The following is a 22,844-nucleotide window of genomic DNA, read 5'->3' as shown; positions in this document are numbered from 1 at the left end:
TTATTGAGGAGTTAAGGAATTGAAAAAAGTAGAAGCGATTATCCGACCCTTTAAACTAGACGAGGTGAAAATTGCTCTCGTTAATGCCGGAATTGTTGGTATGACAGTTTCAGAGGTACGAGGTTTCGGTCGTCAAAAAGGTCAAACTGAACGTTATCGAGGTTCTGAGTATACCGTTGAATTTCTCCAAAAACTGAAAGTTGAGATTGTTGTTGAAGATAACCAAGTTGATATGGTTGTTGATAAACTGATCTCGGCCGCCCGTACTGGGGAAATTGGAGATGGTAAGATCTTTATCTCTCCTGTAGAGCAAATTATTCGGATTCGCACGGGAGAAAAAGACTTAGAAGCTATTTAGGACAAGAAGGGTGGGACATTCACCCCACCCCTAATCTTAAATCAATGCCCGTTAGAATCGGCTTTAGCCATTCGTTCGGAGATGGGTATATAGGGCATATCATGAAGCCCTGTATAAACTTGTGTGGGACGAAAAATGCGGTTTACCGATAGCTGTTCTTTCCAGTGAGCTAACCAGCCGGCGACTCGTGCGATCGCAAAAATCGGCGTAAATAAATCATCAGGTATGCCGAGCTTTCTATACACTAAACCTGAATAAAAGTCAACATTTGGATAAATTCCTTTTGCTCCTAATTTTTCTTCGACGACTTTTTCGACCTCTAGAGCGATATCGTAATATTTATCCGACCCTAACTCAGAGAATAACTGTTCAGCCATACTCTGTAAAATAATAGCGCGAGGATCTTTAACCTTATAAACTCGATGTCCAAAGCCCATAATTTTTTCTTTCTTTTCGATCCGCGTTTCAATATAAGAACGGACATTCTCAACCGAACCAATCTCCTCTAACATGATTAATACTTCTTCATTTGCGCCACCATGTAGGGGACCGGCTAAAGTTCCAACAGCCGAAGCCACTACAGCATAAGGATCGGTTAGAGTAGAAGCCGTCACCAAAGCGGAAAACGTTGACGCATTAATTGTATGTTCGGCATGAAGCGTCAGACAAACATCAAATACTTTGGCTGCATAGGGCGTAGGTATTTTTTCAGTTAGCATATAAAGGAAATTTGTCGCATAGTCTAGCTCATCTTTGGGCATGATTGCATAATTTCCCTTGCGTACCATCTGAAAAGCGGCTACCATCGTGGGAATTTTCGCCAGTAGTCGTACAACAGCTTGTCGAATATAAGCGGGATCGTCTAGAGCGCGACGGGCGTAAAATAGACCTAATGCTGCCGCCGAAGTTTGTAAAGCATCCATCGGATGTCCATCATTGGGAAAAAGTTTCAGCATATCCCCAATTTGGTATTTCATCCGTCGATGATAGCGAATCTCTGTTTCAAATGATTCTAATTCTTCTTGTGTGGGAAGTTCGCCCCAAATGAGTAAGTAAGCAACTTCAATAAAGCTACTATGAGTAGCTAATTCTTGGATCGGAATTCCACGATATTCTAGAATACCTTCAAGTCCATTCACATAGCTTATACTCGATTGTGCCGCAGGAATTCCCTCTAAGCCTGGCTTATATTCGCATACTGTCATAGTTTATTTACCTGTAACGTTGCTATTAAATATATATTTTTTTGGCTTTTAACACCCCATTCGATGCCTTTTATTCTACAAAAGAAGCTCTTATTTACTCAAGCTTTTCGTTGATTAACCATTTAGGCGAGGTTAGCAAAAATAAATGACTTTTGCTGATCGGATTTATACCAACGGGTAATTCTAATCCGATGACACCAGATTTTTTTAAAATGAGTTTGTCTTGTGGTTGTCCCCAAATTAATATTTCTGTCCAATGTCCCAAATCGGGTTCATGACCAACAAGGGCAAGACAAGACTTATCTAAATTGTAGCGAGATTCTAGCCACCAGTTCACCCATTCTTGAATATCTCCATCGGGGGCAAGGGCGGAAAAGTTTTCTAATTGGTCACTCAAGCCGTTTTTTTGCAGAATTTCGGCGGTTTGCTTGGCTCTAACTAAAGGACTGGTTAAAATTAGATCAAAGTGAATCCCAATGTCTTTTAAACATTGCGCTACTTGTTCCGTTTTTTGACGACCTTTTTCGATTAACGGACGTTCTTCATCATTTTTGTATTCTGTCTTTTCGGCTGCAATACCATGACGAATAATATACAGTTTCATAGATTTGATGATTATACCAATCGCGTTTTATATTTTTCCACTAAGATTATTTTCATTAATTAAAGTAACCCCTCAACTGTATAATTTTGGTTATTAAAACCTTATAAAATGTTGATGTTGGCTATTTATGAATGATCATTAATTAGTCTAAGATTATTCTAGATAATTTTATGAAATCAACAATTATTCTTAAGGAATAATTATTTTAATCGTTTTAAACTTAACAAAAATTAATTTGCTCAATTAAGCTAAAACGGTCGTTCCTTGTAAATAATCGGTTAATTGTTGTTCATGATCATGACTGAGATTTCCGAGGGGTAATTCATCGAGAGAAAAGGCTTTTATTTCCGTCACTTCTAAAGTATCTTGAACCTCAAAACGTCCCTCAACATCGGCTTCAATTAAGATCGAAATCGAATGAATTCGCGGATCTCGATCAGGTGCAGAATAAACCCCAACCAAACGACGAATTTTAATCAGTGTTAATCCCGTTTCTTCTTTTAGTTCTCGATGTGCGGCAGTTGAAACATCTTCGCCCCAGTCAATAATCCCACCAGGTAAGCCCCATTGTCCCGTATCAAAGCGACGTACTAAAACAATTTGACCATTGGGTAGGATAGGAATAATGGTCGTCCCGGTAATTGGATGACGAAAAATAATTCCTAGTACCGTTTGAAAAATTTGCCAAAGACGACCCATAAAAAACTTTTAGATTTTTAATTTATTGCGATCGGAGTTTAGCAGAGTTTTGCCTAATTCGATAGCATATTTTACCTGTTCAAAGCCAGTACCTCCGTAACTATTTCGGGCGGATACAACTTGTTGCGGTGCGATCGCATGATAAATATCAGCCTCAAAAGCAGGATGAAGTTCTTGCCACTCCTCTAAGGTTAAGTCTTTGAGTAACTTACCCGATGCGAGACTGGTTTTAACCACTTTACCCACTAAGTTATAAGCTTCCCGAAACGGAACTCCTTTTGTTGCCAAATAGTCGGCTACATCCGTCGCATTAGAAAAATCTTCGGCTACCGCTTGCATGAGTCGTTGTGTCCGAAAAACTAATCCCTCACTTAATAAAATGGTGGCTGCTTCTAGACAAACTTTAACGGTTTTGACACTATCAAAAATGGCTTCTTTATCTTCTTGTAAGTCCTTATTGTAAGCGAGTGGTAAGCCTTTCATCAGTGTCAGTAAACCTTGTAAATGCCCAAAAACTCGCCCAGTTTTCCCTCGAATTAATTCGGGTACATCGGGGTTTTTCTTTTGGGGCATGATCGAGGAACCAGTGGCACAGCGATCGGTGAGTGTGATAAAACTAAATTCATGAGATGCCCAAAGAATCACTTCTTCACTGAGTCGGCTCAGATGCACCATAATTAGACTAGATGCGCCGAGAAACTCAATGGCAAAATCTCGATCGCTCACCCCATCAAGACTATTATCATAAGGTTTATCGAAATGAAGTAAAGCTGCGCTGTAGTGGCGATCAATGGGAAAAGTCGTTCCCGCTAATGCTCCTGAACCGAGAGGCGAAATATTTGTGCGTCCCCTTATTTCTCCTAGGCGTTCCCAGTCGCGTTGTGCCATGTGAAAATAGGCCATCAGATGATGAGCTAAACTAATGGGTTGAGCGCGTTGTAGGTGGGTATAACCTGGGATCATCGTTTCGATGTGTTCTTCTGCTTTAGACAAAAGGACTTTTTGAAACTCTCGTAAAAGAGAACGAATTTGATCGATTTGATCGCGCAAATACAGACGGATATCGGTTCCTACTTGATCATTACGAGAACGGGCGGTATGAAGTTTTTTACCTACATCTCCCAATAATTCAGTTAGTCGTCTTTCTACGGCAAAATGAACATCTTCTTGGTCGATCCCTGGATTGAATTTTCCGTCTCTATATTCAGAGCGAATTTGTTCTAAACCCGTTACGATCTGTTGTCCTTCTTCGGGGGAAATTATGCCGGTATGGGCTAACATTTTGGCATGGGCAATCGATCCCGTAAGATCGTATTCAATTAGTTCTATATCAAAGCCGATACTCGCGTTGAATTGAACAATTGATGGATGTAGTGTACCTTCAAAGCGATCGCTCCACGTTTTTTTTTCAGTCACAGCTTTTTATCTTTGGGTAGTCAACAACAAGTTAGTAGGATGTAAAGCCTTTAAACATATATCCCACCACAATACCAATAATTAACGCCCAAACTTGTCCAGTGGCAACAAATTTATTAAAAGCCGCTTGTACATTCCCAATGATATCAACATCTTTATCGGTAATCGCTGCTACAATATTTATTGTCGTGGGATGGTATAGAAAAGTTCCAGTTAAAGTCATTAAACGCTCTAGAGATTGTTCGGCAAAGTTGATCATAATTTAGTAACTCCTTGTGACTTATGCGATCTTCATAACGACCAAAGTCATATCATCACTGTTATTATTCCCCACTCCGATAAATTGTTGAACTTCAAAGAACAAATAATCTAAAATTTCTTGTGGACTCTGACATTTTTGGCAGGACTGATGTACTATGTCGCGCCAGCGTTCCTCGCCAAAACGTTCGCCATTTTGGTTCATCGCATCGGTAAAGCCATCGGTGTAGTAGACGATCGTATCATGGGATTGTAGTTGAATCTGAGCATCTTCATATTCTGAGTCTGGATCTAAACCGATCAACATTCCTTTTGTATCTAAAACAAATATTTGACGATTAGCGGCTTGCCAGATGATCGGTGGGTTATGGGCTGCATTACTATAAGATAAGATGCGAGACATGGGATTATATTCAGCATAAAACAATGTCACGAAACGATGAGAATTATCTAAATCTGCATACATGACTCGGTTAAGATGCTGCAAAATATGAGAAGGAGTATGACGGTTTAAGACTTCTGCCCGTAACATTCCTCTAGTCATGGTCATAATTAAGCCAGCAGGAACACCTTTACCCATCACATCACCAATAACGATACTCCAAGGTACGGAAGTGGGAACGGTTTCGGTTGACTGATTTGAGCGTAGCTGATCATAATTAGTCGGAATAAAATCATAATAATCCCCACCGACTCGATTTGCGGTACGACATTTAGCAGCAAGTTCAACGCCTTGAATTTTCGGGCATTTTCTCGGTAGAAGACGTGATTGTATATCCGAAGCGATTTCTAATTCTCGATCTTGACGTTCTTTGGAGCGAAGTTCTAGGGTTAATTCATTATTGGCGATCGCTACTGCTGTTTGATCTGCTACTAATTGTAATAATTTTCGCCGTGTTGATGTCCATTCGTATTCGGGAGGGCGACTAAAAACATAAAGTCTACCTCGTTCGATATTTTTGACTAAAACGGGAGTGCAATAAGATTGGAGGGACGGATTTAAGACTTGTCTAATGTGATAATCTAAATAGTCTGGAAGAGAAACGGTTGCTTGGAGAGGTTGCCGTGTTAAACCCGATGTATTAACTTGTGTGATGACACTTTCGAGTTGTTGTCGGATTTCTTGACTAATTTGAGCGTCCTGGAAGTGAAGATGGGCTAAAGAAAGTTGTTCATGGGGTTTATATAAAATTAACGCACCTCCATCAGCATCGGTCACTCTAGCCGCCATTAGGGGGGTTAATTCTAAAAACTGATTTAAGTTATTAAAACTGCGTAGGGCAAATCCTAGAGAACTTAAGAGGTTTTGCACTTTGGTTTGTTCCCGATATACACTAGCCACCAGTTCCTTAAGTGCTAAAACTGAAGCTGTATCAGGAGTTATCTGTCTGGCGGATGATGGCTGGTGAGGAAAGGGAAGGGCAGTCATTGAGATTAGGGGTTTAACAGTTAATGAAAGTAAATAGATTATATTAAAGATCTTGACAAATAGCCTAGTTAGACATAACAGTATAGTGGATTCGTTGAACGCTTTGACTTTAGAAGCACATTATTTTGTTAAATGATTAATTGTTGATTGATTGATTCAGGTGAAAATAGACTATAGCACGTTGTTTTACCATATTCACCAATAACTTTTAAATTTTATGAAATCGGTACGGCTTTTATTGAGAAAACCTTGGCAATCTCTGATTATAGCAATAATCTTTTGTGGATTAGAGTTAACGATCGCGTCTTTTTTATATGCTATTCCAGTTAATCCTCTAACTGAGAGCGAAATTCAACAACAGTTAAGGGAGTTACCTGGATGGACTAGAAAAAATCAACAATTACAACGAACTTTTATGTTTAAAAATTTTGTTGAAGCTATTGCTTTTGTTAATCAGTTGGTCGAACCCACCGAAAAACTACAACATCATCCCGATCTTTTAATTCTTTATAACCGCGTGACGATTACTCTATCAACTCACGATGCAAATGGTCTTACGCAAAAAGACTTTGATTTAGCAAAAATTATCTCAAAAATTGCCGAAACCAGGATAGAAAAATAACAATAGAAGATGGGGTTAAATTAATAACCCTTTATCTACTGTTTGCTACGTTTCAGATCCTAGGTTCATCTGGGTTAGTTTTTTGAGCTAGATTTCCAGTCAGAGCGAAACAGATCTTCGCTAAAGAGATCTTCAAGATTGACATCTTTGTCATCAATGTCTAAAGATTCTGAATTTTTCGGGTTTTCTTTTTCTAACATATTGAAAAAGTCAAGATCTGGATCGGATGGTTCATCGTCCAATTCTGTTTTAACAACATTTTTATTTCCGTTGGCTTGGAATTCTTCGAGTTTTTCGTCATTAAGATCTAGTTCGTTAGATTTTGAGGGTTCAAAGGAATCAAATAAATCTAAATCAATTGATTGCTCATCGACTAATTCAAAAGGATTTTTTAATTCTAGGCTAAATGGTTCATTGAGATCGGCTTTCATTTCCTCTGGGGTTAACACAAGGTTTGAAAAGTCTTCCTCAGTTGCCGTGCGCTCATTAATGAAGAATTCATCAGAAATACTGGCTAGATCTTCATCTTCAAAACGAATATCCTTGTCTTGCGGTTCAAATTCTAAGGACTCTAAAAAGTCCATTTCATCAACTAAAGTTTGATTAAAAAATGATTCAGGTTGAGATAAATCTTCTAAATCGGCATTAGCGACTTCTATGTTAGCATTTTGAAATAGCTCGTCTTGAATCAACGCATTTTCAGAAACGATTAAATTAGATTCGTTGTTTTGCTCCGACTCTAAAAAGTCAATATCACCAATGAGGGTTTGACTGGCGAAGAATTCAGCTTGTTCACGAGCATTAACCGGTATTTGGGCGGGTTCGTCGTTTTGCTCCGATTTTAAAAAGTCAATATCACCAATGAGGGTTTGACTGGCGAAGAATTCATCTTGTTCACGAGCATTAACCGGCATTTGGAAGGGTTCTTCTGAAATCTCGCTGGTTAAATCGACTAATTCTTCTAAATTAGAGATCTCGGCGATTTCTTCTTCTGGTTGAGTGAAAGACATTTCTAAAAGTGTTGCTTTAGAAAAATCTTCGTCCCAAGGTTCTGTAAACTGAGAAGGCGGGACAAATTCGTCAGGGTTTTCTGACATTTGAGTGCTTGGTTGCTCAATTTCCGAATCAAGTTGCTGTAATTCGAGCATTTGAGCTTGATAAGCTTGCTCAAGTTCCCGTATTTGATTTTGATGGGTTTTCTCTAATTCTACAATTTGGTTTTGGTAAGCTTGCTCGATTTCTTGAAATTGAGTAGAGTAAGTTTGTTGTTGCTCTTGCTTTTCAGTTTGATGGGCTGATTCAATTTCTTGAAGTTGAGTTGAGTAAATTTGTTGTAATTCCTCAATATAGGTTTGATGATGTTGTTCAATTTCTTGAATGCGTGTGTGAGTCGCTTCAAGATCGGCTGTGGGTGTCGCTGCTTGCTGTAACTCTAATATCTGAGTTTTATAACCTTCGATTTCTTGGAGTTGAGCAGAGTAAGTTTGTTGTAATTCATCGATGTAGGTTTGATATTGTTGCTCGATTTCTTGAATACGAGAGTGATCATCTAGGGGTGTTACAGCTTGTTGTAACTCTAATATCTGAGTTTGATAGTCGCGGATCTGAGCTTTGGCTTGTTCTAGTTCGATTTCTAGTTCGGGCGAAACACCAACAGAGGAATGATTCGCTAACTGAGCTTCTTTTGAACGTTCGATCTGCTCTAAGTGGTTTTGGTAGTTGATTTCTAAATTCTGAAGTTCGTTTTTAACCCGTGCTTCAGATTGACTTACAGCAAATAATTGTGTTTTTTTCTCCTCTAACTCAGCTTCTGCGGCTTCAAGAGCTTGGCGAACCTGTGAGGATTTTTGCTCATATCGCCCAGCGATTTCCGAGATTCTGCCTTTTTGTAAGAAGTAAGATGCGCCACCGCCCACGCCACCGCCTACAACGAAGCCTAATAAAATTTCTCCTATACTCATATTTGAATGACTCCAATCAGAAATTTACTTTTAATATGCCCAATATAGTCTCATCAATTATCAAAAACCTTGAGAAGCTAAAATTAGAGCGAAAAATCAGGGTGTAATCCTGATCATCTTTTTAATATCTACGCCGATGGGTTCTCTAACTTGGTATTCTACAGAATATTTTTAGATTTTCCCTCAAACGTGATGACGGCTCGGATCTCATCAAACCGTGACAAAAATATCCTGATTTGTCATGGCTAAACCTGTACTGAGTGTAGCAATTTGAGTTACGCCACCACTAACATTACCATTGGCATCAAAAAATAATGCACCTGTACTCGAATCGTAGATAAAGCGATGTGTTGAAGTTGTAGCCGTAGTACCGATCGTAAACTGATTTGCTTTTAAAGAAGCACCTGCTATTAAACCCGCCCCAAAACCTGCTACCGATACATATATTGTGTCATCTGTCAAGTTAAAATCATTAATTTTATCGATTCCTTCGTTGGGTGCATTAAAGGTAAAGTAGTCTTTTCCACTGCCACCAGATAGGCTATCTAGCCCAAGCCCACCGATGAGGGTATCATTGCCATTATTACCTCTAAACGTATCATTACCCGCTTTCCCAGTCAGGATATTATTTTTGTTATTGCCAGTGAGAATATTATTTCCTGCATTGCCAGTTCCATTGATGGTACTATCTCCTGTGAGGGTTAAGTTTTCTAGATTGGAGTTCGTCAGAGTATAAGTGATATATGATTTTACCGTATCGGTTCCCTCATCGAGTTTTTCTGTAATCACATCACCTGTACTATCAATAAAATAGACATCATTGCCGAGTCCTCCAATTAGGGTATCATTACCGGCGTTTCCATTGAGGAAATCACTAAGGGGACTACCGTTGAGTTTATCATTACTATTTGTCCCATCATCGTTAGCTAAAGTAGCAGTCAATGTTTGTGTTGTTCCGATGGTATAATTTGTCCCTGATGCAAGAGCAAGAGTAAAAGTTTTATTTGGTTCAACGATACTATCTCCAAGGGAGTCTATATTCAGATTCGCTGTGGCTTGATTTGCCGCAAAGGTAATCGTTTTATTGGTAAAATTGATAGCACCTTCTGGCGTGTAATCTGTACCAGGAATAGCGGTTCCTCCAACGGTATAGTTAACGGTTAATGGGTTTGTAAAATTGCCAGTACGAGTGAAAGTATAGATTAGATCTGAGCCATTTTCGGTAGCTCGGTTTGCATTTGCGGTTAAAGTAATAATTGGTGCATCATTGTCTATAATAATTACCGTTGCAGTATTTTGATTCCCAATGGTTGCGCCGTTGCTTGGATTTGTTAAATTTATCGTAAAGTTTTCATTGCCTTCTATTGTTCCATCATCTCGAATCCGAATCGCATTAGAATTATTTAAGGTTGCGGGTTCTACAGGAATAATTTTACTCAGTTCATTGACTGCTAAAGTAAAGTTTAAGGCTCCGTTGTAGAAATCGTTACTCGTGGAAGTTGCACCACAACCGCATCCTATCGCGGTTCCATCGGTAAAGGTAATTGTTCCCCCAACGGCTTTTGTTGCGGAACCAGTACGAGTGATGATAATTTGAGTAACGGTGGTTCCATCTTCATTGACGGTGTAGTTAGCCGCATTAAAGTTAAGCTGTACATCATCATCAAGAATATTGAGAATAGCATTGTTTTGATTGCCGATGATTGCGCCACCCGTCGGGTTAGATAAACTTAGATTGACTGTTTCCGTATTTTCTAAAAGGCTGTCATTGATGATGGGTATATTGACAATTTGACTGGTTACTGCATTGGCGAAGTTGACAACGATCGCAGTATTAGTATAATCGTTGGGTGCTGTTGCGGTTCCATTGCTTAGATTAATTGTTGCACTGACTGCACCGCTATTTCCTCCCGTGCGAGTTACAGTAACTGCAGCGATGATTGTTCCGTCTTCGGATTGGCTAAATTGAGCAGCACTAAAGGCTAAAATACCATTATTATTGGTGGTGCTTTCTGTAATAGTTCCGATAATGGGTATGGTGGTTCCTAGGGTGTATCCTGTTGCTGTAGTCAGGGTAAGAGAAATCGTTTCATTAGGATCTGTAATACTATCGGGTGTAGGATCGAGGGTAATAGTTTTAGTACTAGAATTAGCGGCGAATTTAATTGTACCGCTTGTTCCGTTAAAAGTGTTTGCCCCTGTTTGGGTATAGTCGGTGTTAAATGTGGCACTTCCTGCTACGGTAAAATTAACGGTTAGAGAGTTGGATAAATTACCTGTGCGAGTGAAGGTATAAACTAGGTTATTGGTTCCGTTTTCTAAAACACTTCCGGGGGCAACTGCTAAAGTGATTACAGGAAGTTGATCATTATCGGTAATATCAACGGTTAAAGGTGGAATAATACTATTGTTGTAATTGGTGTCGGTACTAGAGACGGTATGATTAATGGTTCCAGTATGATTATTTTCGATAAGAGTATCATTGACTGCTGAGATAGTAACCGTTTGTGGGACATTCCAGTTAGCAGGGGTGAAAGTGAGAGTTTGCTGGTTTGTCGTGAGTTGGGAATTGGGAGCGATCGTTACTGTAACATTAGCAGTAGGTTGAGTTTTTAAGATGAGAGAATAGGTATCCGTCGTACCATCTTCAGTAACGCTGGTATTTCCATTCGTTTGTGTTAGGGTAATACCTGGAGAAATGGGGGGAATAATTGAGAAAGTGGCCGTTTTAGCTGTATCACCGTTATTTCCTGCATCATCTCGTATGGTAGCTGCATTTACTTGTAGTGTGTAGGTTCCAGGGGTTTGGGTGAGGTTTGCTAAATTACTAATACGATAGGTTGTTCCAGAAATATATTGTATTGTTACTGCATTCGTAATTAGATTAGTACCGCCATCACGGGTTAAAATCAGGTCATTGAAATTAAAGGTAGATAGTTTAATTTCTTCAGAGAAACGAACATCAATAGAATTAACTGGGGTAGTTGTTGGGTTTTGGGGAATGTTGAGGAATTCTACGATCGAAGGTTGAGTTAGATCCGCAAATAGATTTAAAGTGGATGATGTGGTATTTCCTGCGCTATCTTGTACCCGAAGTTCAACGGAACGCGAACCTGTAGAAGGAAGTTGAATAGTACCACTAAAATTAGTCCCGCTAACGGTAGCTTGTCCGAGGATTTGGCTAGTAATAGGGTCAAAAAAGAATACTTTTAAGTTATTTTCGCCTAAAATACCGCTAATGGTTGGGGTAAGCGTATTGATGAGAGTGGGATTCGCTAAAGAAATATTATTGACTAAAATATTAGTGGGTGTCGTTGGTGCAGTGGTATCTAATATCCAAGTTTCAGATTGAGTGCCTGTACCTGTATTTCCTGCAATGTCTTTAATACCACTACCTGTAACAGTAAGATTGTAAGTTCCTGCGGTTGAAGTTAAGTTACTCAGTCCATTAATTCGATAAGTATTATTGTTGACAAAAGTGACGGTTACTGCATTATTGATTAGATTCGTTCCACCGTTAAGAGTGAGAGTGATGTCAGAGAAGGTGAAGGTAGTTAGATCGATCGTTTCAGAGAAAGTAACATCGAGTGAGGAAATGGGAGTATTACGAGGGTCAACGGATACATCAACAATATCGGTTACAGTGGGTGCAGTGGTATCACCTCCCCCTGTACTGTTTTTTACCCAAGATTCATTTACTAAACCTGTCCCTGTTTTTCCCGCTAAATTTTCGATTCCTGTAGCATTAACCGTAAGCTGATAAGTGCCATTGGTGGTAGTTATTGTACTAAGTCCAGAAATTTGATAACGGTTGGGGGTGAGTGATGCGATCGTTATACTAGATGTAATCAGATTAGCACCACCATTAAGAGTTAAAGCAAGATCACTCAGATCAAAAGAACTCTGGTTAATGGCTTCGGAGAATTCGACAGTAATAGCATTAACGGCGGAAGATGTGGGATCTGGGGTAACATCGACAATATCGGTAATCGTCGGGTCACCTGTCACATAGGTAATGGTGTAGTTTTTATTACCCGCAGTGGCGTTATTGTCAAGGAAATGTAATATATTTTCATAAGTTGGGCGACCTGTAGCGGGGAAAGTGCGGTCAGTTGTCCAGACATTTTCTAAGCTAATTTCCGTATTATCGGCGCGTTGTATCTTAGTGATATCGTATTTGCCATCACCGGGATCAGCAAGACGGATATATGTCCAGCCATTTTCTACCGTTGCGGTGACTTGAACCTGTAAATCAGTTGGGGTAGCAGGTGCGTCAGATGTAGCGTTGGTGACGACTTGTACGGGTGCGGTTGTGCCATCGCTAAAATAGAGGATATCGGGGTAAAAGTTTGCGTCAAAGGTTCCATTAACCAAAAAGTCGGGTAGTCCGTCACTATCTGCTTGGACTTTATGAATGAGTTCGTGGATGGTAACTTCTTTGATGAGGGAGAGTTCAGGAATACCTAAATCGTTGACGTGTTCAAATGTGGCATTATATTCGATGAATTTGCCTTGTAGGGAGGATTTAAGTAACCAGTCGGCAACGGCTGTATCTCCTGCTGCAATGTTCCCGAAATCGGCAGTTAATGAGGGCGTAATCGGTTGATTATTGACCTGTGAGCCAATTATTTCAAAGTTAATCAGTAATCCTTTCTCATTTTCGATGATTTTCGGTTGTGCTGAGGAGATTTTGAGGTTTTTTGCATCGCCTTTTCCTTCATTGCGGACTAATACAGCAAGAGAATAGGGTACAGAGACTTCTACTTTATCATCGGTAAAAGGATCATCGGCGTAGACATTTCTTTCGTGGAAATAGTCGAGATAAAGTTCCGCTTGGGGATAGACAGTAACAGGAGTGGAAAGCAGGGGAACGGTGACGACTGTTCCGTTTTCGGTGTAAGAAAGTGTTCCACCGATACTGTATTGAGTGGGTTCATTAGGTGCAGCATTAGATACAGGTATTAAAGTCCATTCGGCCGAACCCGTTGTATTCGCAAGTAGTTGACCTGTGCCGTCTACTGCTGTAATACCATTTAGTATGGGATTAGTAATACCGAAAAGGTTATTAACGACGTTACCTTGTGCGTCTTTGACTTGGAGACTAACGGAGAGGTTTTCAAGATTTACTGTATCGTTCCCGTTTTCGATTTCGAGTTCACCGAGGAATGCAGCACGGGTCATTACCGCTTCTTGGTCGATACGAATGCGAACTGTAGCGCAGACTCCACCACTATTGCCTTCTAAAGCTTGTCGTAGTTCTTGTACGCTATCGTAAAATAGCTCACCAACATCATTAAATCCTTGTGCTTCACTAATTTCAACAGCATCGTTAGCTTTAGCTAATGCTTCTTGCCAAACATCGACGGCTAAAAAGTCTTGATTTTGTCCTGCTGGTACATTCGATATATTAAAAATACCAGATTCCCAATAGTCTATAGTACGATTCCAGCGATCAAGAAATTTGTTAACATCTGTTCCAGTAATTCCTACTGGTAATACAAAGTTTAAGAGTTGGTTGCGTTCTAATTCAGAAATTTTGACTTCGGTAGTTGTTGTACCTTCAATTCTTGCGTCAAAAGCTTCTAGCCAATTCGTAAAAGTTACGTCATCTTTTTCGGCAGCTTGCCACCAAACAAAATCGCCAAATAAAAATGTTTGAGCATCAACAAAGTCTTGAAGATATTTAAGATTAGTGCGTATTAACTCTAAAGCAGAATCAGGAATAGAACTGGTTTGAATTGATTCAAGTCCTAATGCAGCCAAAAGATTAGGAGAATTGCTGCCACCACCTGAAGAACTAATGGAAAACTCTAAACACGCTGTGATAATCTCATAACCACACTCAAGATATTTTAACCATTTCCAAGGTCCAGGAATCGTTTTTCCAAAAGCTTTAGCACAACTGATTACAGTTTTAAAACAATTATAAGCATCGCTCCATCCTAATCCATCAGATAGATCAGTAACACATTTATACTCACTCTTAAGACATTTAACCCAATCAGGGAATGGAAGAAATTTTTCAACACATTTTAGAACGGCTTTACTGAGTTTCTCAACACACGGATCGCAATTTAATGCTGAAATATTAACAATGACTGGAACAATACCGCCACCACCACCAGGACCACCACCACCACCAGGACCACCAGGACCACCAGGACCACCAGGTAAACCTCCTTGGCAGTTTCCTTCCACACCTGTAACAGCAACCGAAGTACATTTAAAGATTGGAATTATGCCGCAGATATAGTCATAGATTACACAAGCTGAAATATTACAGGGAACTTGAGGAGTAGCAGCAAGGGATACTGTTCCAGCACTGCTTTGTATCGTATCAAAATCAGCAATTCTGGTAATTCTAACAGGAACAGTAATCGAACTCTTCGCGCTTAATGTTCCAATATCTTCAATCAGTGGCTCAATTTTATAGAACGGATGTTCGCCAAAGTTCAATTTCACATCATTAGCAGCAATTAACCCGTAATTGGTTAAAGTCATATCTACTTGCATGACTTGTCCAATCACTTGTAAATCTTCTAAGTCGATCGCCCCTGGTTCAACTACAACTGTGGGAATTGGTACATCTGTTTCAAAAACACTTTCAACGACAATATTATATTTATCCTCGATCTCTGTCGGTGTTACATTCCAAATATACTTAACCGTCTGCTTAGACAAGAAAGCATTAATATTTTCCGTTTCTCCTGCATCGAGTTGTATGGTTTGACGATAGGTATCGTGGTCTTCTGCTGTGATCTCGATTTTATAGTAACCTTCATTAATATTCGATAATGTGATGAGTCCAGACTGATTCGTTATTGTCGTCGCTACGATTTCATTAGTAAAATAATCTCGTACTGTTACTGTTGCACCCTCTAGTCTTGGTGCTTCTTCGGTAAAGTAAAATAGTTCATCGACTACACTGATTTTAACTTGTCCGATCGCACTACTCACCGCACGAAAGTTAAAGGGAAGCGATAAATCTCCATCATTTCCCGCTACATCTAAAAAGAGATTTCCTGTGTATTCAGTGAGAGGTAAATCTGTCGCTGGAGTCAGTAATAAACTGATTTTACTCGACTCTCCGGGTGCGAGGGAATTAATCGTAACAGGAGTAGCAAGAGATAACCAAGGGGTTGAGGGTAACTGTACTTGAATATTTTCGGCTACTGCACCACCCTCGTTCGTGATTTCAAATTCTACAACAGTCTGATCACCCCGCAACATTCCTGTACTTAGTAAATTTGTATTAGTCACCAAACGAGGAACAATACGCTCTACATTCACTGTTACAGGTAAAATGGCTGTAGCACCCTCGGCACTGGTTAGCTTTAGATTAAATGTATCCTGAGTGATGGTTGTATTATTCGGTGCAGTGATGGTATAACTAATTTGCTTGGTTGCAGAACCGCCTAAAGTTGGTGAAGTATTGACTTGAACTGTCCAACCTGGTACTACACTTTCTAAGGTTGCGGTTAATCCAGTTAAAGAAATATCGGTTAAATTCTCTAAACTAACTGTTCCTGTAAAAGGAGTATTAGCAATTACTTTTTGGGTGATAGATGTAGAAGCAAAGCGCATTCCTAAGATTTTAAAAGTATCTTCGACTGCATTATCTTCACTTGGATTATTCGGGAAATAAGCATTAATTTTATAGTTACCGCCTTCATTAGGAAGAGGTTTAAATTGTAAGGTAAATTGTCCATTACTATCAGTAAAAGCGTTTAATTCTCGAATAGCTCCATTATTATCAATTTTGACAGTAACAAATTCAAAAGGAACGGGAGAATTATCATCATTACTAATCGCTTGACCTTTTAATATAACAGTATTTCCAGTAACAGCCGTCGTGATATCTGTAGAAACTGTAGCACGATAAGCGGGTTTAATATTAATCGGTGTAATCGTTGTATTATTGCTTTCCCCTAATCCTGTACCTTCATTAACGGTATTATTTGTATCAGTGACGGCGATTAAATAATATTGTCCGAAGGTGTTAGGAGTAAAATAAGGAATGTTTCTTTCATAAAAAGAGGTAAAAGGAATCGCAGGAGTAAAAGGATTATCAGCTAGTAGAATATCAGTATTATCTAACTGATTATCGATAGAAAGATATACTTTATCGTTCCATGTTCCTGTAATTCCTGATGAGCCTTTATTTTCGACTCGATAGCTGAAATTAGATAATGTTCCTGTTAGAATATTTGCTGTACCTGTTAAACTGGTAACTTGAAGATCTGGCAGATTTCCGTTAGTAACTTCTAAGCTTTCAACACCATTATTAAAACCGTTTGCTTGTGCTGTAATGGTAACAGGTTTATTACCATCATTAATTCCATCATTGACACCTGTAATTGTAAAGGTTGCTGATGCTTGATTTGCAGGAATAGTAACGGTTTGTGGTACGGTTGCTTCTGTGGTATCGCTAGAAGTTAAAGTAATTGTTAATGCTTGATTTGTTACCACATTTCGGGTAATTGTGCCAGTGGTTGTTGTACCTTCTTTGAGTAGATTTTGATTAAAAGAAAGGCTGAGTGTTGCACTTTCATCATCAGTAACTTGAATCGTTTTTGTGGTTGAATTTTGCTCAATAGGAGTATTATTAATTTGTTCAGTTTGTTGAGCAGTAATAGTAACGGTTTGTGTGCCATCCAAAATATTATCATTGACGGCATTAATCGCAAAAGTAGCAGAGGCTTGATTTGCAGTAATAGTAACGGTTTGTGGTAGTGTGATTTCACTGGTATTACTACTAGATAAAACAATCACTAAATCCCGATTTGTAACAACATTACGGGTAATTGTTCCAATCGCGGCTCCATTTCCTGCATTTTCTAGTATTTTATTTTTATTAAGTGTTAAAGTCAGTTGAACTGCATCATTATCGGTCACTAAAATACTATCTAAACCACTGTTAAAACCTGCTGAAGCGGCTATAATATCAAAGGTTGTGGCATTTTCAATTATGGTATCATTGATGACTGTAATCGTAAAATTAGCCGACGTTTGTCCAACTGGTATTGTAACAGTTTGTGGTACAGTAATTTGACTTTCATCTTCACTAAATAAATTAACAACTAAAGCAGTATTAGTATTACCATTTCGGGTAACTTTTCCCGTAATGGCGTTACTTCCTTCGGTGATTTGTTCAGGAGTAATATTAACGGTTAATTTCGGTTGAGTATCATTATCAATAATTCTGAGTGTGGCGGTTTTTTGTGTACCGAGTGTTGCGCCATCTGTGGGATTATTTAGGGTTAAAGTTAGATTTTCATTATTTTCCGTCAGGATATCATTAATGATAGGAATAGCAATAGTTTTACTTGTTTCTTTATCGCCAAAAGTCACAACAATAGGAGTAGCAATATAATCACTTCCTGCGGTTGCTGTGCCATCACTTAGATAGACTGTTACGCTAACAATTCCATCACTTCCACCAGTACGATTTAAAGTAATTGCGGCTACAGATGTTCCATTTTCATTAATGCTGTAAGTGGCGGAATTAAAGGCGATAATACCAGGAACTGTATCATTATCAATAATGGTTAAAACTGCGGTTTTTTGTGTGCCGAGTGTTGCACCATTTTGCGGATTTGTCAAGGTTAAATTAATCGTTTCGTTCCCTTCATTGAGGGTATCATTTACAATTGGAATATTGACGGTTTTACTCGTTTCTCCATTGGCAAACGTGACAATAATCGGCGTATTTGTGTAATCGTCTGTTGTTGCTGTACCATTACTAGGATTTAAAGTAACTTTAACAATTCCATCACTTCCCCCAGTACGAATTAAAGTAACTTGATTGATGGGTGTACCATTTTCGCCAACGCTGTAAGTTGCATTGCTAAAAGCGATCGTACCTGGTACTTTAGGATCATCACTAATAATGGTTAAAATAGCTGTACTTTGAGATCCTAATGTTGCTCCACCTGTTAGATTAGTAAGAGATAGATTTACGGTTTCGTTGGGTTCAAACTGAGTATCATTAACAATAGGAATAGCGATCGTTTTACTCGTTTCCCCATTGGCAAACGTGATATTAAAAAAATTTTGATTGTAATCAGCAGGATAAGTCGCTGTGCCATTTGTTAGACTAACTTTAGCAGTAACTTCTCCAGTAATTCTACCTGTACGAGTAACCGTTACATTAATTGTGCCGTTTTGTTCATTGACTGTATAGTTAGCTGCATCGAAGGATAAAAAAGCAGGTACATCGACATTATTTAAAGTAAACAGAACGCTATCGGGTACAATTTGTTTAGTAATACCAACATCGGTACTCGCCCAAGAAAAAGAAATATTATTGTTACTGCCAGATTCGCCATAAAATAGCAAAATCGGATGAAAGCCGGCTGTTAAAAATACCTCGCTACTGATTTCTTGTGATCCATGAAGTCCACCATTATTAATCGTCGCATTTGTTATATTGGGAGATTGAATAGCATCATCTAAGAATAAGTAACTCGCATCATCACTATTAAGATAAAAAGTATAGTTACCAGTTGTAGGAATATTAATATAACCCTGCCAGCGCACACTATATGTTTCTAAATCTGCCAATTGAGGAATATTATTTAGATTCCAAGACGCTACACTATCAACAAAATTAATCGTTTGATCTGTCCGTTCTAATATGGGCTGATTTTGCTCAAAGAAGCTTAAATCATCCGCAAAATAGCCATCAAAATATTCACCATCTAACCCAATATCATTATCACTAATTGTCACAACGGCTGTATTTTGAGTACCGATGATTGCGCCGCCTGTGGGGTTACTCAGGGTGATATTAAACGTTTCATTTCCTTCTCTGAGTAAGTCATTTTGAATAGGAAGAGAAATCGTTTTACTCGTTTCTCCTTTTGCAAAATTAACCGTAATTTGGGCGTTATTATAGTCATTGGGTGCGATCGCTGTACCATTAGTTAAAGAAATTTTCGCGCTAACTACACCATCGACACTACCCGTACGAGTTAGAGTTATTTGACGTGTTCCCTCTTCATTAACAGTGTAAGTTGCTGCACTGAAATTGATAACTGGTTCTTCTACAATTGTTAAAATCGCTGTGTTTTGTGTTCCTAATATTGCGCCATTGGTGGGAGTGGAAAGACTTAGGTTAATGGTTTCGTTTCCTTCAAAAATATTGTCATCGGTAAGGGGAATATTAACGGCTTTGAAATATTCTCCATTAGCAAAAATAATTGTAATGGGTGTGCTAATATAATCTTGTCCTGCGGTGGCTGTCCCGTTGCTGAGGTTGAGAGTAACTTGTACTTCCCCTCCGTTGCCTAGAGTTCGCGTCAGGTAAATAATAGCTTGAGTCGTACCATCTTCAGCAATACGATAGTTAGCAGCATTTAAAGCAATTTCGTCTTTTGTTGTGACAAAATAACTTTCATTTAAGTTTAAATCGGCAACCGCTATTCCTTCAACGATCGCAATCAGTTCATCGGGTTCTGTGTTAGGTTTATCACGATAAATTGCTGTACCTGTAATACCCGTAATTGGTGAAACATCGAGACGATAATTACTTTTAGTACCGAATAGTTGAATAATATCTTCAGCTTTATTAAAATTCTGAATACGGGCATAGTCAGCCGTTCCCGTCGTCGTGATATTGTTATCATCGTAAAAGGATTGGGCATTATTCCCAAGAATAATGATATCGCTTCCTAATCCACCAGCAAGGGTATCGATTTCATTAATTCCAGAGTTTATACTATAAGGATTAACACCGATAATAATGTCATTCCCTGCATTACCATTAATAATATCGTTTCCTGCACCGCCTATTATGGTGTCATTCCCTGCAAATCCTTGAAAGAAATCGTTATTATCTGTACCTGTTATATTAAAGTGGTCAATACCTGAATAATAAATTAAATCAGCACCATCCCCAGTACGACGAAAACGATCGCCTAGATTCGTATTATAAACTCCTGCTCCATATCCGGTAAAATCGAGAATGAGCGTATCATCGCCCTCTTTCCCGTTGACAGTTCCTTGTGATGTTGATGCTGTTAAACTAAGTTTGATACTATCATTGCCAGAGCCAGTCGTAATCGTACCAATGTTTTCAAAGTTTTTAATGCTAGTATTAGCGACACCTGATAAGTTAGTGCTTTGAGTTAGATCAACCGTAACATCACTCGTTGCACCATTTACATCAAGATAAAGATAATCTATGCCACCTGCACCATTTAGAGTATCACCAATAGTGCCTCTTAGATAATCTGTATTTGCTGTACCTGTTATATTAAAGTGGTCAATACCTGAATAATAAATTAAATCAGCACCATCCCCAGTACGACGAAAACGATCGCCTAGATTCGTATTATAAACTCCTGCTCCATATCCTGTAAAATTGAGAATGAGAGTATCATCGCCCTCTTTCCCGTTGACAGTTCCTTGTGATGTTGATGCTGTTAAACTAAGTTTGATACTATCATTCCCAGTTCCTGTCGTGATTATCCCAAGAGCTTCAAAGTTTTTAACACTGGTATTAGCAAAGTTAACTTGATTAGTCGTGTTTGTATAATCAATATTGACAGAACTTGTTTGATTTGAAAAGTCTAGGGTTAGATAATCTATTCCAAGAGCACCATCTAGAGTATCACCTGCCGTGCCTCTTAAATAATCTGTATTTGCTGTACCTGTTATATTAAAGTGGTCAATACCTGCATAATAAATTAAATCACCGTTATCATTAGTACGACGAAAACGATCGCCTAGACCAACATTGTAAACCCCTGTTCCATATCCGGTAAAATCTAAAACTAAAATATCATTACCTGCACCACCATCGACTGTACCAAAACTATTAATTAAAACATCATCCCCATCACCTCCATTAAGGGTATTATTTCCCTCTCCACCAACTAAAGAATCATTTCCTGTACCACCGATGAGACTGTCATTACCTGCACCACCATTGATCGTATCATTACCCGCTAATCCATCAATAATATCATTGCCACTCGTGCCAGTTAAATTATCATCTCCACTTGTCGGCACAGATTGAATAATAATATCAGAAGCCATTATATCGAATAAATGATTATTAATACTGTTTTGATTAGGTTTAGTCATAATAATTAAATATCTAAAAAATTTTGATAATAATTTATCGTTTAGAAAGTCAGACAAATGGTTGAACTGGACAAAACTAAGCAAGCAAACTAATTTACAATTGGCGGCATAACGCTAAAAATTCTTTTTTTATTCTCAATCTGCTTTTTATTTTTGCTTGTTGCCACAATACTAAAATCATAAATGTATGTCAAGTTGAGCAACATATTTGTTAATGAATATTTGTAACACCAAAAATAAAAGATTCAATTGTGTAACGTAATTAAGAATTAACCAAGTATTTATGATTTTTATACCTGTTTAAACGATTAATACGTTTGATGATTGTAATATTTCTTGATAAATTTTAATGTAAGCTCAAATTTATTCAAAAATAAGGATTAAAAACCAAGCACTAGAGAGTATATCTTATCAAAAAGCGAAAGTCAGAAAAAGGGTTAAAATACAATTAGACCATCACGAAAAAACGGGTAACTTCCCTATGCTCCTCTCCTACGATCGCAACCGAAAATTACCCACAGCAAAAGACTTACCATCAGACGACGAAACACCTGTGGATAATGAATTACAAAATGATCTTCCCAACTTACTAAGAGCGATGCTTGCGTTAATATGGCCCTCAAGAATGGATTGGTTTTTTGGTGTGGATATGGGAATATATTATGATCCAGATCAACCCGCGATCGTTCCAGATGGTTTTTTAAGTATTGGAGTACCTCGTATCATCGATGAAGACTTACGTTTATCCTATCTGTTGTGGGAAGAAGAAAAACTGCCAATTTTAGTCTTAGAAGTAGTATCACAAACCAGACGAGGAGAATACACGACAAAAAAAGATTTTTATCAAGAGATGGGCATATTATATTATGTGATACATAACCCATTACGGAAAAGAAAACAAAAATTAGAAGTGTATAAATTAATCAATGGGAAATATGAATTACTTAATGGTGAAGCAGTGTGGTTTACCGAAATAGGTATCGGAATAAAAAGAGAAAGGGGAACTTATCAAGGGGTAATGCGAGAATGGTTATACTGGATGGATGAGCATGGAAATCGTTATTTAACCCCAGAAGAGCAAATTAAAGACGCTCAACAACGAATACAATTACTAGAGGAAAGATTAAGAAGTATCGGAATTAATCCTAATGAACTCTATGATTAAGCAAGAAAATCGTTAAAATCAGACTAACCGATGACGAA

At 38.5% G+C, this 22,844-nt stretch carries 11 protein-coding genes; 3 read left to right on the top strand and 8 right to left on the bottom strand.

The features are described from left to right. The first annotated feature begins 19 nt into the window (after positions 1 to 19). A complete protein-coding gene (locus C7H19_RS02550) occupies positions 20 to 358 on the top strand; it encodes a P-II family nitrogen regulator (RefSeq protein ID WP_106455319.1) in 339 nt (112 codons plus the stop codon). A gap of 41 nt (positions 359 to 399) precedes the next feature. Here C7H19_RS02550 and C7H19_RS02545 read toward each other — a convergent pair whose 3' ends face one another. From C7H19_RS02545 to C7H19_RS02520, 6 genes are all read right to left on the bottom strand, one after another. Further along, a complete protein-coding gene (locus C7H19_RS02545; RefSeq protein WP_106455318.1) occupies positions 400 to 1,563 on the bottom strand; it encodes a citrate synthase in 1,164 nt (387 codons plus the stop codon). A gap of 94 nt (positions 1,564 to 1,657) precedes the next feature. Continuing rightward, entirely contained in the window at positions 1,658 to 2,167 is a 510-nt protein-coding gene (gene sixA, locus C7H19_RS02540) for a phosphohistidine phosphatase SixA (RefSeq protein ID WP_106455317.1), read from the bottom strand. Positions 2,168 to 2,410: 243 nt separating this feature from the next. Continuing rightward, positions 2,411 to 2,866, bottom strand: coding sequence for an NUDIX domain-containing protein (locus C7H19_RS02535; protein ID WP_106455316.1), 456 nt, complete (start codon positions 2,864 to 2,866; stop codon positions 2,411 to 2,413). A 9-nt stretch (positions 2,867 to 2,875) separates the two neighbouring features. After that, positions 2,876 to 4,282 carry an argininosuccinate lyase gene (gene argH / locus C7H19_RS02530; RefSeq protein WP_106455315.1) on the bottom strand — a complete coding sequence of 469 codons (1,407 nt, stop codon included), beginning with the start codon at positions 4,280 to 4,282 and terminating at the stop codon, positions 2,876 to 2,878. A 31-nt stretch (positions 4,283 to 4,313) separates the two neighbouring features. After that, positions 4,314 to 4,541, bottom strand: coding sequence for a hypothetical protein (locus tag C7H19_RS02525; RefSeq protein WP_245927247.1), 228 nt, complete (start codon positions 4,539 to 4,541; stop codon positions 4,314 to 4,316). A 21-nt stretch (positions 4,542 to 4,562) separates the two neighbouring features. Next, positions 4,563 to 5,969, bottom strand: a complete 1,407-nt coding sequence (locus C7H19_RS02520) for a PP2C family protein-serine/threonine phosphatase (protein ID WP_106455314.1) — start codon at positions 5,967 to 5,969, stop codon at positions 4,563 to 4,565. Between the two features lie 217 nt (positions 5,970 to 6,186). Here C7H19_RS02520 and C7H19_RS02515 point away from each other — a divergent pair, with 217 nt between their 5' ends. Then, positions 6,187 to 6,591, top strand: coding sequence for a 4a-hydroxytetrahydrobiopterin dehydratase (locus C7H19_RS02515; RefSeq protein WP_106455313.1), 405 nt, complete (start codon positions 6,187 to 6,189; stop codon positions 6,589 to 6,591). A 74-nt stretch (positions 6,592 to 6,665) separates the two neighbouring features. On the opposite strand, the gene C7H19_RS02510 is transcribed toward C7H19_RS02515, so the two are convergent. Both C7H19_RS02510 and C7H19_RS26650 read right to left on the bottom strand, forming a co-directional pair. Continuing rightward, positions 6,666 to 8,552 (bottom strand): coiled-coil domain-containing protein, encoded by a 1,887-nt coding sequence (locus tag C7H19_RS02510; RefSeq protein WP_106455312.1) that lies wholly within the window; start codon positions 8,550 to 8,552, stop codon positions 6,666 to 6,668. Between the two features lie 210 nt (positions 8,553 to 8,762). Then, a complete protein-coding gene (locus C7H19_RS26650) occupies positions 8,763 to 21,641 on the bottom strand; it encodes a Calx-beta domain-containing protein (protein WP_146136485.1) in 12,879 nt (4,292 codons plus the stop codon). Positions 21,642 to 22,122: 481 nt separating this feature from the next. On the opposite strand from C7H19_RS26650, the gene C7H19_RS02500 reads away from it, so the two are divergent. After that, positions 22,123 to 22,806, top strand: a complete 684-nt coding sequence (locus C7H19_RS02500; RefSeq protein WP_106455310.1) for a Uma2 family endonuclease — start codon at positions 22,123 to 22,125, stop codon at positions 22,804 to 22,806. The last annotated feature ends 38 nt before the right edge of the window (positions 22,807 to 22,844 follow it).

Origin of the sequence: Aphanothece hegewaldii CCALA 016 (assembly GCF_003007785.1) — a bacterium.
Lineage (GTDB): Bacteria > Cyanobacteriota > Cyanobacteriia > Cyanobacteriales > Microcystaceae > Chroococcus > Chroococcus hegewaldii.
The sequence above is the reverse complement of the archived record's forward strand: the minus strand, read 5'-3'. Positions and strand labels throughout refer to the sequence as shown.

What these genes read in the sequence shown, in the direction of transcription:
- sixA (WP_106455317.1), bottom strand. Translation starts at nt 2,167, where the DNA reads ATGAAACTGTATATTATTCGTCATGGTATTGCAGCCGAAAAGACAGAA.
- C7H19_RS02535 (WP_106455316.1), bottom strand. Translation starts at nt 2,866, where the DNA reads ATGGGTCGTCTTTGGCAAATTTTTCAAACGGTACTAGGAATTATTTTT.
- C7H19_RS02525 (WP_245927247.1), bottom strand. Translation starts at nt 4,541, where the DNA reads ATGATCAACTTTGCCGAACAATCTCTAGAGCGTTTAATGACTTTAACT.
- C7H19_RS02515 (WP_106455313.1), top strand. Translation starts at nt 6,187, where the DNA reads ATGAAATCGGTACGGCTTTTATTGAGAAAACCTTGGCAATCTCTGATT.
- C7H19_RS02500 (WP_106455310.1), top strand. Translation starts at nt 22,123, where the DNA reads ATGCTCCTCTCCTACGATCGCAACCGAAAATTACCCACAGCAAAAGAC.
- C7H19_RS02545 (WP_106455318.1), bottom strand. Translation starts at nt 1,563, where the DNA reads ATGACAGTATGCGAATATAAGCCAGGCTTAGAGGGAATTCCTGCGGCA.
- C7H19_RS26650 (WP_146136485.1), bottom strand. Translation starts at nt 21,641, where the DNA reads ATGACTAAACCTAATCAAAACAGTATTAATAATCATTTATTCGATATA.
- C7H19_RS02510 (WP_106455312.1), bottom strand. Translation starts at nt 8,552, where the DNA reads ATGAGTATAGGAGAAATTTTATTAGGCTTCGTTGTAGGCGGTGGCGTG.
- C7H19_RS02520 (WP_106455314.1), bottom strand. Translation starts at nt 5,969, where the DNA reads ATGACTGCCCTTCCCTTTCCTCACCAGCCATCATCCGCCAGACAGATA.